Below are 13,544 nucleotides of genomic sequence, written 5' to 3' on the forward strand. Positions count from 1 at the left end.
GCAGACATACTGCCAATCTCACTTTCAGTAGAAACCTCAGTTTAAGAGGTCCCACTGTCCGAAATCCCTAGGCCGCTCAGACCTAGTTAGGGTTGAACGATGGGGTCGCAAGAGCCGTCGCCCACCGCGGTGGCGACGGTTGAGGAGCTGGCCCCGGACTCAGGCGACGACGCGGACCAGGGCCACCAACCTAAAGCCAATCACGAAGACTTAGCGCCAACCACTGTTCCGCTGCAGGCCAGACCCCGTCATGGGCAGGATTAGAGGGTAGATCTAGCTCGGCCTCAGTGAGCATTATCGGTTCCTCGCGCATCACGAGATCTTCAATCCACCTATCTAGCAGTTTGTCGTAATAGCGGCGGTATCCTTTCGAAGTGCCTACGGGACTGCCCCCGCTCTAGTCGTATTCGTCTTGGCTAAGTACGCTTAATACAGGCCCGGTGAAGATCCCCGGCCCTCATGGTGCCGGTTGTCGAGGAAGTCGCCCCCCCAGCTCTCCAGGCAGTCGGCACCGCCACGATAAACCCCGGCACCGACACTTAGCCGCCGTCAGCAATCGACGCAGCGAAAAGCGCGTCTAGTCCTGCTGATCGGTACGAATCACGATCAGCGCCGACCCTTCCGGGATCAGCGTGGTTGGGCCCCCGTTAGCAGTCCAGTGGCTATGCGATAGCTGATTGGTGTTCTGCACTCCAGCGTTCCCAGTGTCTTGACGGCGTCAGTCCGTCGAGGGATCCGTGGGGCCGTTCACGATTGTAGGTCTCTTTCCATTCGTCGGCCAAGTATTTCGCCTCGGCCATCGTGTCCATGATTTCTCCGGTCAGTTGTTCCCTTCTGAATTGGGCGTTGAATGATTCGGCGAATCCGTTCTGCCAGGGCGATCCCGGGTCGATGAACGCGGTCTCCACCCCGGCGGTGGCGCACCAGTCGATCAGCGCGGCGGCGGTGAACTCCGGACCATTGTCCGATCGGACATAGGTGGGCACAACTCCGGTTTCGGCGATGATGTCCTCCAGTGCCGCGACCACATCGTTGGAGGTGAAGGACCGGCGCGCGATGATGGCCAGGGCGGTGCGGGTGTATTCATCGATGACGTTGAAGAACCGGATATGCCGACCGCAGGAAGTCACGTCGGATTGGAAGTCGAAGCTCACCACGTGCATCGGGTACTCGGCCCGCAGGCGCTTGTGCTCGCCGGCGCCGGGACCGGTGCGGCGCTTCTTGCGCGCCTTGGGCTTGCACGTGAGTCCTTCGGCCCGCCACAGCCGGCGCACACGCTTCTTGTTCAGCGCCACGCCGTCCCACTGCGGTTGCTCGAGCAGGTGCCAGCGCGCCTTGCGCCAGCCCCACGCCGGATACTTGCCGGCAACGGCGCGCAGATCAGAGCGCAACTGTGCCTCTTCAAAGCTGACCACGGGTCGGCCTTTGCGCAGCGCTGACCGGTTCTGCCCCAACACCTTGCAGGCGAACCTCTCGGACGCCCCGAACTTCTCCTGCGCCATACGAACGGCGCGGCGACGTGGTTCGGGGCTCAGAATTTTCCCCGCGCCACCTCATTCAAAATGTCATTGGCCAGGACCTGATCGGCTAACAGCTTCTTCAGTCGCGTTCTCCTTCTCGAGGTCCTTGACGGCCTTGGCCTGGGTGGCGTTCTTCTCGGACCCGTACTGCTGAAGCCACCGATACCAGGTCGCCTCGGTCACCTGTAACTCTTTGATGACCTCGATCATCGGTCGTCCGTCGTTGAGCATTTTCTGGCCCTGACGCACTTTGGCGATGACCTGATCCGGGGTATGTCTACGTGCCATAATCTGTGAATTTCCTCCTGCATCCATTATCGGATGCGAAACTCACATAGTCACCGGACTCCTACCCGGGGACCCAACCAAGCGCCTCTGGCGCCTCGCGGGCCTCATTGTAGGTAGCACCGCTAGCAGCGATCCGGCTTGTCTCAGTCTCACCGCCGCCGTCGCCGCGCAGAGTACCCGTCAGCTCCATTTTGGTTCTCCCTGTCGCCCGTCGGTGAGATTTCCGGGGACTGCCTTACACATGATTGATGTGAGCGATAAGACGAACAATAAGAACCCTGGCAAACCGCCCCGCAACTCGTGGATACAGTTTATTCTCGATCTGCTGGCCTACCTGCTGCGCGCGGAGGTGAAGTCTTGGGTCAGAGCATTGATCGACTACCTAATGGGTAACCCGCCGCTTTACGAGTGAAGGCTACGCGTGGGCCTTGGTGTAGGCATCTAGGATCGCGTATGAGACCCGGCCCCGCACATTGGGATTCAGACCGTTCTCCTGCGCCCATTTGCGGATCTCCTGAAGTTTTTCGCGGTTTCGGGTCGCGGAGAGCCCGGCCTGTCCACTCTGGCCCTGACGGCTGTTGGATGCCTTACGGCCTCCGTTCACATATACAGAGAGCGCGGCCCGCAGTCGCGCGGCGTTCTCGGTAGTCAAGTCGATCTCGTACTTGGCGCCATCGATCCCGAACCGAATGGTCTCCTGAGCCTTCTGACCAGTCAAATCATCGACTAACTGAACCTGTACACGTTGTGCCACTTGTTTACTCCCAAAAGTAATAGTCATCAACCAGGAGATTTCTCAGCTCTGACTGTACAACGCGGACAGTTTCTGTCGAACTGAGTTGAAAGGCGGGCTGAGGTAATGAAAACGAAGGGGGTGCCACCGCGCCGAGCATGGTTTTTCTGGTTGTGTTCACCGGTTCCCGGTCCTGTTACGGAATTGTGAGGCGTGCTAAGTTCAGCGAATGAGTAACGAAGAGAGGGTGCGGATCGGGGTTGTTGGTTATTCGGGTCCTTATCGTCCAATCGGCGAGGTCAAGAGGGAGCGTTACGGTACCTCTCACCTTGGCGAATACGACCGGCTCTGTGAATACCACGGCGGGTCGCTTGATCTCAGCCGGGAGGGTGTTCGTACTGTTGAGTCGATGCTTGCGGGGATTCCGAAGGATCAGTGCTTGACTCTCTGCGACGAGGTCGCGAGATATGTAGGAGATGCGCTTTGCGCCGTTGCCCCGGGGGTTCGGTGGGAAGTTGTTGATGGGGTCGCGCAGATACAGCTGTCGGCTAAGACCAAATGGGACGTTGCGCTCTATGTGGAACAAAACATCGGCGCAAGCAATCGAGATTTTCTATCTGAAGCTTTGGACGAGATGCTGCTGATAGTCAAAAGGAATCGGTGATCACCCTACGAGAGTGATCACCGATTCCATAGCGTTCGTTACCCGCAATCGAACCGCGCGAAATCCGGGGTTTCCTCGTAGGCCACATATGCCGTATCACCTAGGGTCAGAATTCCGTCTGAGACTCCCTTGAATCCGCTGAGATTTCCCGTCGGGCACGAGTACTCCGCTTCGCTCTGCAGCTCAGGGCCGAAGGCAGCACGAGATCTGTTGAAGGCAACGGGTTCCAGAGTGAAAAAGACTAGGTCTTGTTTGATGATTTCTAGATCCATCTGAATATTTGTTGCTCCAGGGCAGAAAGTATTTCCCTCGTTGTACACACTGCTTGGCTTATCCAGCCGGAACGTAAAGTAGATCACACCACTTATGCGGCATCCATCTGGAAAATTGAGTGCCGCGAACTCTCCGGCAGGTTCCTCTGAAACTGGCCGGTATTGGGTCTCGTAGGTCTGAAGGATGCCGCCGCCGCCTGCATCATCGATGATCTTTTGCACTTCTTGAACGACCTCATCCGATTCCTCCAAGGGGCCGGGTACTACATGGGGTGCGGAGGATTCGGCTAGCAAGCTTCCTACGGGGGCTGGCGCTGCATTGGCGCTAGGCACAATCACTGTTGTGCCAAGTACCAGTGCCGCCGCAATCGCAAGTGCCGATCTGTGTGACTTCAGTGTCTTTCTCTGTTTCAGCGATGTGGACATTTTATACCCCATTTGTTTTAGAGTTCGAGACTAATTTATTTATCTTAGTCACATTTCCAGACAATCTGGATTGAATAGGTGTAACGCAATAGCTTTGCAATGTTCATCTTATTGCGGTAACAATACTATAACTTTGCAGGAATCTACTGGTTGCTTATATTGACTACATGGAGTAGTTAGTTACCCTCGCCAATAAATCAGGAGGGGTCTCGCGAGTGATCTTTCCCGGATCTTCTGAGCAAACTTCCTCGCAGCCGAGGCCATGCCAGGCTATGAACTGTGTCCGCCCGCTAACGATCGTTTCTCACACAAGCGAGGGAGGACTGAGAATCGACATCGAGACCAGTCGATTCTCAGGATCCTCGCGTCGTGAATTGAACTAGAGATAACAGAGGGCAGTGGCGTATCGAGCGGACCAAACTGGAGGCCTACATCACCGACGCCTACCAGCGCACGAACGAGGCAATCCGCCGTGGTGACCTACCCGCCGACACCGGCCACTAACCGCAGCGCCTACAACTCATCCGGCGCAGCGGGAGTGACCGCGCCGACCCACACCCAGCCCTGGCGCTGGGTCTTGATGCCCGGCTCGAAGAAAGACACCTTGACCGCTGTCTTTGTCCACGCCGTTGCGTGTCCCTTCACCCGGTACGCGCTCGACGGGTAACGAATCCAGATATGCACCCGCCGCGGTGCAGGGAACTCATGAACAGGATTCGACGGTAAATCCAGTTCCGCCTCCGTGAGCATCACCGGTTCCTCCCGCATCACCAGTTCCTCAATCCACCCATCCAATAACCGGTCATAGTATGTCGGTGGGATGCGATATTCGATTACGTCGAATTCAGTGATTCTGAGAGCTACGGTCTTTGTCGGCTGTCGAGAGCACACGCAAGACGGGGTAACTCTTGTCCGTCGTAGTTCCATCAGTCTGTTCATAACAAGTCGGTAAACTTCGTTCGATCGCGTCTTGTGCCCTGTGCGGCCCCGTGGAAGCGTGATTAGCAGGCCTGATGGGGGCCTCTCGCTAAGGCGAATCAATTTCTATATGGGGGAAACATGCAAAGTAAGTTCCTTACTCGCGCCTGCCTTCTTGGCTTAGCTACCGTGATGACCGCTTCTTTCACTACCGTTCCGGCGGTAGCGGTGAGCGGCACGAACGCGACCGAGTCGCTAGCCAGCAGTGCGGAGGGCAAAGCAATTCTTGATGCAGCTCCAGAGGTATTCCACGACAGAGTCACGAACCTTGACGCTGTCGGAAACGGTGTGGCTTTTTCCACCGATGATGGGGATGTCACCACAGTGCCAACCACGTCGGATTTGCCGGTCGTGATCGGGGCGGGGACGACTTCTCCGATAGAAGTTGCGCTGCCATTTCCGGAGACCACAGAAGATGCTTCCATCACTTCAGATGACTCAGTGATTTTCGACCATGGGAACGGCGCGTCTACTGTACCGGTGGTGAAGCTGGACGGTTCAGTGCAGATCACGACCGTCATCGAGTCACCGGAAGCGCCTACGGAGTACCAGTATGTTCTGACCCTTCCAGCCGGGGGATCGCTGCAACAGCTTGACGACGGCGGAATTTTCATCCTCGATCAAAATGGTGATCGGCAAGGCGTCATTGCTCCGCCGTGGGCGAAGGATGCGAATGGCAAGGAGATAGCTACAAGCTATTTGGTAGAGGGGAACGTCGTCACTCAGACTGTTGCACACACTCAAGCAGAGGGCCTCGCGTATCCGGTGATTGCAGACCCGTGGTTGGGACAAGCGCTAATCGCTAGCGCCTACTGGAGCTATGACCCGCGAGGCTTCATTTTGAACATCACACCAACAGGGGCTGGACGGCGCTTTGCGGGTGTCGAACCCGCCGCCGCCGGATGGAACGATCTGATCGCAATGTTCCCGACGCAAGCACGGCAGGGTCGGATGGGCCCAAGCATGCGCGAGCAGTACTACTGCCACGTGTACGCGAACTTCTTTGAGCCCAACCAGTACAACCTTGAGACCTGGCGCCCATACTCACCGGCTAACGCCTTCGGGCAACTCAATCCGGTCGTGCGTTGTAACCCGACCTAAATCGATGGCGCGGTTGTGATTCTAAAATTGAGATGACTGATCGAGATTGAGATGACAGATCGAGGAGGGGAATGAGCATGCAGAAGAGTATTTTGGCCACCCGATGGTTGGCAATTCTGGGTTTCGCAGGGGCCTTGATTTTTCTTGCGTTTTTGCAGATCACTGCAACGTTCGGCAGTGGGCCAGAACGAACGATGGGGGATGCTTGGCCATGGTTTACCCTTTCAGGGCTTTTCGCCCTCGGCGTGGTCGGCACGATCATCACAGTCATCCTGATAGTCATTCGGTCAGCTAATGAACGCAGTGTCAAGGATGGCGAGCAAGAAGTAGGTAGGCAATAAATAGAAAGCCCTGCTTGGTCCTTCCCCCTTGGCGGAGAGGACCGAGCAGGGCTTTGTCGCATCTACGGACTGTCGACGCGCCACAGACACGCGTCGAGTCCTGCGGGCGGAACCATAATTCAACTTCGTCCTCCCCGGATGGCTGTCAAGCTCACCGCATGGCTGGAGCATCGCCGGTGAGTTTGTGCCAGTGGGCTGCCGTGGTGATGCTGATTCCGAGGATGCGCGCTGTAACTGCGGGCGGCACTTGAGTGATGATCGCGGCACTGGAGGCCTGGTGCGCGACGGCGGGTTTGGCGCCGAGATTCTTGAGCCGTGCGGCAAGGCTTGATGCCAGTTGGTGGCTGCCGTGTTGGTATCCGGGAAAGATCCATGTGTTGTCGTGTGCGGCGCCGCCGAAGCGGCGTTTGTCTATTTTGCCGGAAAGGATGATTTCGACCCATGATGTTGCCACCGGTGGAAGGTCCAGTCCGACCGAGCCAAGTTGAATCCGTGCAGCTCCGCCGCTGACGGAAAGGTCAGTCAGTTTTAAGGCGGCGATTCGATGCACCCGGATGCCGTAAACGACGTTGAGAAGGAGGGCTAACGCCAGGCGTGGGTCATGGTTCTCGTCCACGAGGGCACGACGTAAGGCGTTTTCGTTCTCAGATCCGATACTGCCACCGATCCGAAAGGAGAGTCGTGGGTAGTCGGGCGGCATCAGGGACCGATTGGTTCCGGTCTTGCCACACCACCGGATAAAGCCGCGAACACGGAAGGCATCGCGCGGCGCGTTCCTTGCCCAATCGTCCAGGTGTTCCTGGGTTGCCGTCGATGCTGTCTGGTGTGCTGCGTTGAGGTGATTCAGTAGTGAGAGAACAAGGCGGAGTTCGCGCTTGTCGTTTGATGCCTGAGTGTTGGTTGTGGGCCCTTTCCTTGGCCGTCGCTGTTGGCACCATCGAACGAACTGGCGAAGGGCAAGTTGATCGGCTGAATTCGGGAGGGTAGCGATCTGGTCGGCGGTCCACGTATGCAACCGGTGCAGATATTCATCCCGTTTCGGTAGAGCACCCAAATCGACTAGCAGTGAGCGCACTTGATTCACGGCGCGTGCCGTTCCCAGACGGTCGAGATCTTCGTGTCGGGCGGGGCATGGAAGAGATACAACGGCCGCCAGTATCTCCCAGGTTCGCTTGCTCTTGATTAGTTGCATCACATAGTGCCCGTCAGCGGTCATGAGGTGTTCACGAACGGGGAGCAGCTCGGGACGACTCGCGAGTACGACCTCGGAGAACAGTTCGCTGATCGCGTCTGCGGCTCTGCACCGTTTGCAGTGACCGGGTCGGTTCACATGGTCCAGTTCACCGCAGCGCGCGCATTCTCGCCGCGTGTCGGGTGAGTTTTTCCAGCACCGTTCGCAGTACCGGATTCGAGCCAGTATTCCTACGGTTCGACCAGGATGGCCGCAGGTCGTGGAGGATGATTTTGGGGCATCGTGCATCAGTGGTTATTCAGTTACTCGTGCGGGCCGAGGACGCAGGGCACGTGAGCGAATCACAGCAGACGCGGAATCTGAGCTACCCGCTTCGCCAGACGCCTTATCCTTTTGTGCGCGACCGAGATCCACCTTCACGATCAGGTCATCGGCGCTGCAGCCAAGAATGTCGGTCAGGGCCATCAGTACGTGCAGGTTCAAACGCTCCGGTCGCTCAGCGACAAGCCGATACACCTGGCTCGGGGACAAATGGACGCCCCGTTCCTCGAGGAGCGGGATGAGCTTTGTGGTGCTGAACATGCCAGCTGCCGCAAGTTGCTCTCGCAGGCGCCATTCGTATCCGATGATCTTGCTCATGCTGTCCTCATTTCAGGCCGGCGAACGTTGGGATTCTAGTGAGAGCTTCATTCAGCATGCGGTTCGCGAAGTCTTCGGAGACGTGCGTGTAAATTCCCGTTGTCGATTGATAGGCATGACCGAGTTGTCGCTGCACGAACAGCGGATCATGACCGTCCTCAATAAGATGCGTCGCGTAGCTGTACCGCAGACAGTGCGGTGTAAGCGCCGGATCCAGCCCGAGCTCATCCCGGTAGAGCGCGAAGCGGTCACTTAGCGATCGTGCACTGAGTCGGCCAGAACGCTCCGAGAACCACAGCGCTGGACTCGAACCCGCACGCATCAGCGGCAAGACGTTCTCAACGTAGTCGAGCAGTGCCTCGACCGCCCAGGGCATGACGGTTGTCACTGTTCGTGGTTTCGGTGGGGACCCTTTCGAGGCCTTCCCATATCGGACCCGGATAAAGCCGTAGTCCCCGAACGCGCTCACTTTCGGGTTGCGATACAGGTCGGTCACATCAAGCCGCACGGCCTCCGTGGCCCGTAAACCCCACGCGTAGACAACCTTCAGCAGGGTGGCATCACGGTACGCAGCGGCGGCTCCTTTACGGCCGGCCGAGAGCCGCAGCTGAATTTCTTCGTCCGCCCGGTCGAAGAGGAGTTGCAGTTCCTGGCGGGTCAGTGGTCGTCGACGCGGATCTCCCTCGTACTCCTGCACATGTGGGCGAGTGTTCCAGTCATGGCAGATCTGCACCGGGTGGGTTCCGAAGCGCTCTTGGCACTGCTGGACCCATCCGTAATGCGGTGAGCAGATGAAATCACAGAACTGCCGAATCGCGATCTGGTACCCACGAATTGTTGCAGCCGTCAGCTTACGAATCGAGACCAGGTCGGTCATCCACTCATCAAACACGGCGGCAGTCCACTCCCATGGCCAGACACCTGAGTGTGTCTGGAACCGACGCACCATCAAGAGCCGGTCCGCAACGGTCTTAACGTGAAGTCGACGCCCGCCAAGCTGCTGAGCACTCCAACCATCCAGCATTGCCTCGAATACCGAAGTGTCTTCTTTGATGAAGGCGACACCCTCCACCAAGTGCATTGCCGAAACGCCGAAAGGGCGACCCCCATCCACCTCTATTCATCCCGCTTGATGCGCATATCATGCATTAGATGCGACCAATGCAGCCTAAGTCAAGCTGGTAGCCTTGGTGAAGTGGAAGGATGGCAGCATTCGACGCGCTTGAGGATCAAAAGAGTTCGCATCCGATGCATTTCCGCATGGTTGTTTCTGTACCGCTTGTTCTGGCCCACGGCGTTGCCGCCACTCTGCTAACTCTCAGAAACGAAAAATAGACTTTGTAGTGAGTCGAGTTGATGCGAGAGTCCTCGGCTCACCGTGCCGGTGTCCTAGACGCTCCCCCCAGTTTTCTAGGGCACCGGCACCATCACGTTAGAGCTCAGCACCGACAGTTACTCAGCCCCAGCGATCCGGCGTAGCTGCCAGCCGTCAGTATGTGGATCTGAGCTGATATCGAATACCAGGGTGGGGGAGACCGGCCCGGTTTGGGCATGGAACCGCCACACACGCTTGGTGATGGGACTGCCCTGACCGTTCACCGGTGTGTTTCCTGGCTCCCACCAGCTGCGGGTGCTGGACCAGCTCACCGGTTCCCCGACTGCCTGCCAGATCCGGCCACGCCACCGCATTGCCAGGGGAGCGCCGCTGCTGTGAAACCTCACGTCCACCGGTTCGTTGACTGTCCGTGGCCTAGCTTCCGTCGATTGTGCTGTCATGTGCGCGCCGCCCCTTCACCCTGTTATCGGTTCTCTCGTCAGGTTTAAAAGTAGAACACATGTTCGATTTATGAGAACCCTTAGAGGTGCGGCAGAATGAGCGGTATGTGCGGACGCTTCGTGATTGCCGGGAACAAGCAAGCGCTGCTGGATACCTTCGAGGTCATCACCGATCAGAGCGCAGATATGCAGCCGTCGTGGAACGTCGCGCCGATGCAGGACATTCGGTTCATCACCGAACGCCCGGACGCTGACGGGGTACTGGAGCGCCGCCTAGAGGCTGCCCGTTGGGGGCTGGTTCCGGTCTGGTCCAAAGACCCCAAAGCTGGGGCCAGGATTCTCTGCACTAGCGCCGGCAAGTGAGCGCGCTGTCTGTTTTCTTCTGGGGGACGGTGTCGCGCGGGTACCAATATCGATTTTCAATCGATTGAATGTCAATAGGTGCACAGACAATTGAGCTGGTCAACGGACCGGGAAGTCACCCTCGTAGTCGTTCCACGTACCCGCCAGCTGGTGCATGGCGAAAAGCTGGTCGTTCACAGAAGCATCCTTACCGGCGAAGTCCATGACGAAGTAGTTCACGCTGAAACCGTCGGCAAGGGTCGCCTCGTACTCTGTCGCGGCTGCATGCGTTCGGAAACGGTAGTAATTTGCTTCAGCTGTGCTGTATGCCTCAAGGCAGCTGACTTCGGAACCGCACACCGAATCAGTGATCTCTATGACCTCGGTAGTCACATCTTTCCCGGAGTACTCGGCCTCCATCAAGTCCTCGAGCGTGAGAGTGAGTTGAGGGTGCATAAACCAATAGATGATGCCTGCTACAAAGAGCAGTGGTACTCCCACCAGGACAGCAATAAGCCATTTTTTCCCCATACCGCCACAGTATGCAGGAACGGACTCGAAGGGAACCTGATCGACGCTTCGGCCACCGACGCGCTAGGGCATATCCACGAACGCTCACCGCTGATCATCCCCAAAGACCTACAAGCCGATTGGCTGGATCCAGCGACCACGGACAAGAACCAGGTCCGGGAGCTAGTCAACTCCATGCCAGAGCCTCATCTGGTGCCCCGAGTCGTCGGCAAAGAAGTCGGCTCAGTGCGCAACAACGGGCCACAGCTCATCGAACCAGCACAGTAGCCGGCCCTACCCCTCCAGATCGGTACGTATCGCAATCAGCGCCGACCCTTCCGGAATCAACGCCTCCAGCGCCTCGCGGGCCTCATCGTAGGTAGCACCACTGGCCGTAATGCGGCTTGTCTCAGTCTCGCCGCCGCCGCGCACAGTTCCCGTCAGCTCCACTTTCAAACCCTCACCATCCGCCGTGCTGACAGCCTCGCGCCGCCACACCACAATTCTATTTCGGTGAGCGCCTGGTGATGCAGGTTTGGAACATCAACCGCAACGGGGGAGGCATAGGCTGACAAGAATGGAAGAAGAAGCAGAAATACAGGGCCACCGCCTTTACACCGGCGCGACGATTGAAGAGCAAGCGGCTGTAGGCCGCATAGCAAGTTGGGCCGCGTCCGTGGAGCAGAACCTAGCGGAGCTGTGTGTCTCTCTGATCAATCAGCAGGATCACGAGGTGGGTTATGCCGTGATCGCGAACATGAGCGCTGGATCAATGATCCAGCTAGCAAAAAAACTGGTGAACGATTCAGACGCGGTTCCCGAACAGGAGAGAGCAGACTTCCTGGCTTTGCTTATCGCAGCACAGGCAGGGTTGAAGGAACGCAACAAGATTCTTCACGCGAGCACGGGAGAATTAAGGATTGGGGACAAACCACATTTTTTCCATCGGAGAAAAAGAGGGTCCGTAGCATCCGGGCCGCAACCTTACTGGGAAGCTACCGAGTACGGACAGGACGAGCTTGACGAGATCGGCGCACGTCTTTTCAAGGTGTCAGATGACCTTTGGGCCTACGTCAACCTGCCAGCGGATTGATTCTCAACTGTTCGCCAGCTCGACCCTAGCTTGGGCCGGTAACGATGGTTTGAGTGACACCACTAGGTGAGACGGGGGAGTGGGGGACACGCCGAGGGTGACTGTGTCGTTTTGCGTGCCCGTTTGAGCCTGTTGCATACCTACGTTTGTGCAAGCTGGTAGGTGCCCCAAGGAAGCAGCCGGGCGGTGTTGGTTAAAGGCTAAGGGCCCCGCAGCACTTGGCCGCGGGACCCTTAGTAATCCATAACAGGGAACCTGCCCCTGTCTTCATTTACAGTTTACTCCTATGGGTACTGTGCAACAACCGATCGAGCGGGTCTTGCTGCAGCGGATCACCCCGGAACGGCTTAGCCCGTATGTTCAGGAGGCTGGCAACCTGCAGGGAGCTGTAAGGCTCTACCGGTGGAATATCGATCTATCGGGAGCGGTCTATGAAGCCCTTCATGTGTTCGAGGTACTTCTGCGTAATGCCATGGATGAAAAGCTGTGTCAGTGGAACGGATCCCAACCGGATCCTAGCCACGGCCGTCTCCATTCGTCCGATTGGCTCCTGGACCCGTCTTCTCTATTGATCCGTATCGCTGGTCGAGACATTCCAGAGGCCAAACGCCGCGCCTTGAAATCAACGCGGCGACGCCCGGAAGGACAACGAGAGCCACGCCACGAAGATGTCCTCGCCGCAATGTCTCTAGGTACTTGGCGGTTCATTCTTCCCGGCCGCAGCGACGCCGGTAAGCAACGCCTCTGGGACGGTGCCCTCCACGAAGCCTTCCCCCACCTCACCAGGTCGCCGCGCCAGCTAGAACGAGCAGTTGAGGGTGTCTATCGGCTCAGGAACCGTGTTGCCCATCTGGAACCGCTGATCAATAGCAACGTTCAAGCGCAACTCGTAAACATGCGCACGGTCATCGGGGCTATTGACCCGCTGCTGCTGTCCTGGTTTGCTTCCACGGAACGTATCGGCTCTACCTTGGCCGACCGACCCGGCCTGACCAATACCTAAATCCGAAATGCACGTCCACACCATTGGTTTTCCCGTTGTGACGCGAGTTATTGCCTCACGGGGCGTTCCAGAGGACATAGTGGGCCGTTATCGGCGTTTCTGCTCTGAGGAGTACGTCAACCGATCAGCGTGACGGCGGGAGTGCCCTCCCTGCCCAGGGTCCTGACAGTTGTTTCCATGGGCTGGAGCAGTCTCAGTTGGTCAACCTGCGCCGACCAACCCGGTCTGCGTGTGGTGCTTCTCATCGCCGGCAAGGTCGAGGTATTAGTCGCTCGCGGTTTTTAAGGTGACTGGAGCAGGCGGCCACGTGGAGCCGTCCATCAACGTGCGATCTCCTAGAGCTTGATCTAGCTGCAGGGTGCGCTCGACCCACGGGTTACCGGGACAGTCGGCGCCACCCTGGATCTGTTGGGACGTCCAGTAGACCGTGACCTCGTCCTCGGTCTCAACAACGACGGGTTCGGTCGCCAGGAAGGGGGCAGGGTCCCTAGCACCCGTACAGTCCACCTCAGAGATCCGCAGATTCAGGGTCGTACTCTCCGAGGTCGAGGTGTCGCGCGACAGAGCTATCTCCGCCCATGTACTTCCCTTGGTCAAGGCTGGTCGGGCACCGCAATTAGATTGCCAGCTTGTGGCACGCAACTGGGCGTCCTGACGTCCCAGGAC

The 13,544-nt window shown here is 57.7% G+C and carries 18 protein-coding genes and 1 pseudogene; 8 read left to right on the top strand and 11 right to left on the bottom strand.

Annotated features, from left to right (window positions below; translation table 11 throughout):
- Positions 1-662: 662 nt before the first annotated feature.
- A pseudogene (locus ABD059_RS06740) lies at positions 663-1,808 on the bottom strand (IS3 family transposase).
- Positions 1,809-2,049: 241 nt separating this feature from the next.
- Here ABD059_RS06740 and ABD059_RS06745 point away from each other — a divergent pair.
- A complete protein-coding gene (locus tag ABD059_RS06745; protein WP_343878599.1) occupies positions 2,050-2,220 on the top strand; it encodes a hypothetical protein in 171 nt (56 codons plus the stop codon).
- 3 nt (positions 2,221-2,223) lie between these two features.
- Here ABD059_RS06745 and ABD059_RS06750 read toward each other — a convergent pair whose 3' ends face one another.
- A complete protein-coding gene (locus ABD059_RS06750; protein WP_343878600.1) occupies positions 2,224-2,562 on the bottom strand; it encodes a histone-like nucleoid-structuring protein Lsr2 in 339 nt (112 codons plus the stop codon).
- 208 nt (positions 2,563-2,770) lie between these two features.
- Between ABD059_RS06750 and ABD059_RS06755 the strand changes: the two genes are divergently transcribed.
- Positions 2,771-3,205, top strand: coding sequence for a hypothetical protein (locus tag ABD059_RS06755; RefSeq protein ID WP_343878601.1), 435 nt, complete (start codon positions 2,771-2,773; stop codon positions 3,203-3,205).
- Positions 3,206-3,243: 38 nt separating this feature from the next.
- Here ABD059_RS06755 and ABD059_RS06760 read toward each other — a convergent pair whose 3' ends face one another.
- Together ABD059_RS06760 and ABD059_RS06765 are read right to left on the bottom strand one after the other, a co-directional pair.
- Positions 3,244-3,903, bottom strand: a complete 660-nt coding sequence (locus ABD059_RS06760; protein WP_343878602.1) for a hypothetical protein — start codon at positions 3,901-3,903, stop codon at positions 3,244-3,246.
- Between the two features lie 513 nt (positions 3,904-4,416).
- Positions 4,417-4,698 carry a hypothetical protein gene (locus ABD059_RS06765; protein WP_343878603.1) on the bottom strand — a complete coding sequence of 94 codons (282 nt, stop codon included), beginning with the start codon at positions 4,696-4,698 and terminating at the stop codon, positions 4,417-4,419.
- Positions 4,699-5,013: 315 nt separating this feature from the next.
- Between ABD059_RS06765 and ABD059_RS06770 the strand changes: the two genes are divergently transcribed.
- Together ABD059_RS06770 and ABD059_RS06775 are read left to right on the top strand one after the other, a co-directional pair.
- The gene (locus ABD059_RS06770; protein WP_343878604.1) at positions 5,014-5,982 is read left to right on the top strand and encodes a DUF2599 domain-containing protein; all 969 of its coding nucleotides are present in this window, start codon (positions 5,014-5,016) and stop codon (positions 5,980-5,982) included.
- 71 nt (positions 5,983-6,053) lie between these two features.
- Complete coding sequence (locus ABD059_RS06775) at positions 6,054-6,323, top strand: hypothetical protein (protein WP_343878605.1); 270 nt, start codon at positions 6,054-6,056, stop codon at positions 6,321-6,323.
- A gap of 151 nt (positions 6,324-6,474) precedes the next feature.
- On the opposite strand, the gene ABD059_RS06780 is transcribed toward ABD059_RS06775, so the two are convergent.
- The 4 genes from ABD059_RS06780 to ABD059_RS06795 form a co-directional block, all read right to left on the bottom strand.
- A complete protein-coding gene (locus ABD059_RS06780) occupies positions 6,475-7,023 on the bottom strand; it encodes a hypothetical protein (protein ID WP_343878606.1) in 549 nt (182 codons plus the stop codon).
- A 786-nt stretch (positions 7,024-7,809) separates the two neighbouring features.
- Positions 7,810-8,154 (bottom strand): helix-turn-helix domain-containing protein, encoded by a 345-nt coding sequence (locus ABD059_RS06785; RefSeq protein WP_343878607.1) that lies wholly within the window; start codon positions 8,152-8,154, stop codon positions 7,810-7,812.
- A gap of 7 nt (positions 8,155-8,161) precedes the next feature.
- Positions 8,162-9,235 carry a tyrosine-type recombinase/integrase gene (locus ABD059_RS06790; RefSeq protein WP_343878608.1) on the bottom strand — a complete coding sequence of 358 codons (1,074 nt, stop codon included), beginning with the start codon at positions 9,233-9,235 and terminating at the stop codon, positions 8,162-8,164.
- Between the two features lie 371 nt (positions 9,236-9,606).
- A complete protein-coding gene (locus tag ABD059_RS06795) occupies positions 9,607-9,930 on the bottom strand; it encodes a DUF6504 family protein (RefSeq protein WP_343878609.1) in 324 nt (107 codons plus the stop codon).
- 96 nt (positions 9,931-10,026) lie between these two features.
- Here ABD059_RS06795 and ABD059_RS06800 point away from each other — a divergent pair, with 96 nt between their 5' ends.
- A complete protein-coding gene (locus ABD059_RS06800; RefSeq protein ID WP_343878610.1) occupies positions 10,027-10,293 on the top strand; it encodes an SOS response-associated peptidase family protein in 267 nt (88 codons plus the stop codon).
- Between the two features lie 99 nt (positions 10,294-10,392).
- On the opposite strand, the gene ABD059_RS06805 is transcribed toward ABD059_RS06800, so the two are convergent.
- Positions 10,393-10,803 carry a hypothetical protein gene (locus ABD059_RS06805; protein ID WP_343878627.1) on the bottom strand — a complete coding sequence of 137 codons (411 nt, stop codon included), beginning with the start codon at positions 10,801-10,803 and terminating at the stop codon, positions 10,393-10,395.
- Between ABD059_RS06805 and ABD059_RS06810 the strand changes: the two genes are divergently transcribed.
- Entirely contained in the window at positions 10,723-11,070 is a 348-nt protein-coding gene (locus ABD059_RS06810; RefSeq protein ID WP_343878611.1) for an SOS response-associated peptidase family protein, read from the top strand. The genes ABD059_RS06805 and ABD059_RS06810 overlap by 81 nt on opposite strands.
- Positions 11,071-11,076: 6 nt before the next feature.
- On the opposite strand, the gene ABD059_RS06815 is transcribed toward ABD059_RS06810, so the two are convergent.
- The gene (locus tag ABD059_RS06815) at positions 11,077-11,238 is read right to left on the bottom strand and encodes a hypothetical protein (RefSeq protein WP_343878628.1); all 162 of its coding nucleotides are present in this window, start codon (positions 11,236-11,238) and stop codon (positions 11,077-11,079) included.
- Positions 11,239-11,359: 121 nt separating this feature from the next.
- Between ABD059_RS06815 and ABD059_RS06820 the strand changes: the two genes are divergently transcribed.
- Together ABD059_RS06820 and ABD059_RS06825 are read left to right on the top strand one after the other, a co-directional pair.
- Positions 11,360-11,875: a hypothetical protein gene (locus tag ABD059_RS06820; RefSeq protein WP_343878612.1), complete on the top strand. Its 516-nt coding sequence runs from the start codon at positions 11,360-11,362 to the stop codon at positions 11,873-11,875.
- Between the two features lie 286 nt (positions 11,876-12,161).
- Positions 12,162-12,878, top strand: coding sequence for a hypothetical protein (locus ABD059_RS06825; protein ID WP_343878613.1), 717 nt, complete (start codon positions 12,162-12,164; stop codon positions 12,876-12,878).
- Positions 12,879-13,142: 264 nt separating this feature from the next.
- Here the strand turns inward: ABD059_RS06825 and ABD059_RS06830 are convergent.
- The coding region (locus ABD059_RS06830) for a hypothetical protein (RefSeq protein ID WP_343878614.1) at positions 13,143-13,544 on the bottom strand (402 nt) is incomplete at its 5' end.

It is taken from the genome of Arthrobacter flavus (genome assembly GCF_039526005.1).
GTDB classification, from domain to species: Bacteria; Actinomycetota; Actinomycetes; order Actinomycetales; family Micrococcaceae; genus Arthrobacter_D; species Arthrobacter_D flavus.

Coding starts and splice junctions, on each gene's coding strand:
- ABD059_RS06775 (WP_343878605.1), top strand. CDS start 6,054: ATGAGCATGCAGAAGAGTATTTTGGCCACCCGATGGTTGGCAATTCTG.
- ABD059_RS06795 (WP_343878609.1), bottom strand. CDS start 9,930: ATGACAGCACAATCGACGGAAGCTAGGCCACGGACAGTCAACGAACCG.
- ABD059_RS06800 (WP_343878610.1), top strand. CDS start 10,027: ATGAGCGGTATGTGCGGACGCTTCGTGATTGCCGGGAACAAGCAAGCG.
- ABD059_RS06790 (WP_343878608.1), bottom strand. CDS start 9,235: ATGCACTTGGTGGAGGGTGTCGCCTTCATCAAAGAAGACACTTCGGTA.
- ABD059_RS06780 (WP_343878606.1), bottom strand. CDS start 7,023: ATGCCGCCCGACTACCCACGACTCTCCTTTCGGATCGGTGGCAGTATC.
- ABD059_RS06760 (WP_343878602.1), bottom strand. CDS start 3,903: ATGTCCACATCGCTGAAACAGAGAAAGACACTGAAGTCACACAGATCG.
- ABD059_RS06745 (WP_343878599.1), top strand. CDS start 2,050: ATGATTGATGTGAGCGATAAGACGAACAATAAGAACCCTGGCAAACCG.
- ABD059_RS06770 (WP_343878604.1), top strand. CDS start 5,014: ATGACCGCTTCTTTCACTACCGTTCCGGCGGTAGCGGTGAGCGGCACG.
- ABD059_RS06805 (WP_343878627.1), bottom strand. CDS start 10,803: ATGGGGAAAAAATGGCTTATTGCTGTCCTGGTGGGAGTACCACTGCTC.
- ABD059_RS06820 (WP_343878612.1), top strand. CDS start 11,360: ATGGAAGAAGAAGCAGAAATACAGGGCCACCGCCTTTACACCGGCGCG.
- ABD059_RS06755 (WP_343878601.1), top strand. CDS start 2,771: ATGAGTAACGAAGAGAGGGTGCGGATCGGGGTTGTTGGTTATTCGGGT.
- ABD059_RS06785 (WP_343878607.1), bottom strand. CDS start 8,154: ATGAGCAAGATCATCGGATACGAATGGCGCCTGCGAGAGCAACTTGCG.
- ABD059_RS06825 (WP_343878613.1), top strand. CDS start 12,162: ATGGGTACTGTGCAACAACCGATCGAGCGGGTCTTGCTGCAGCGGATC.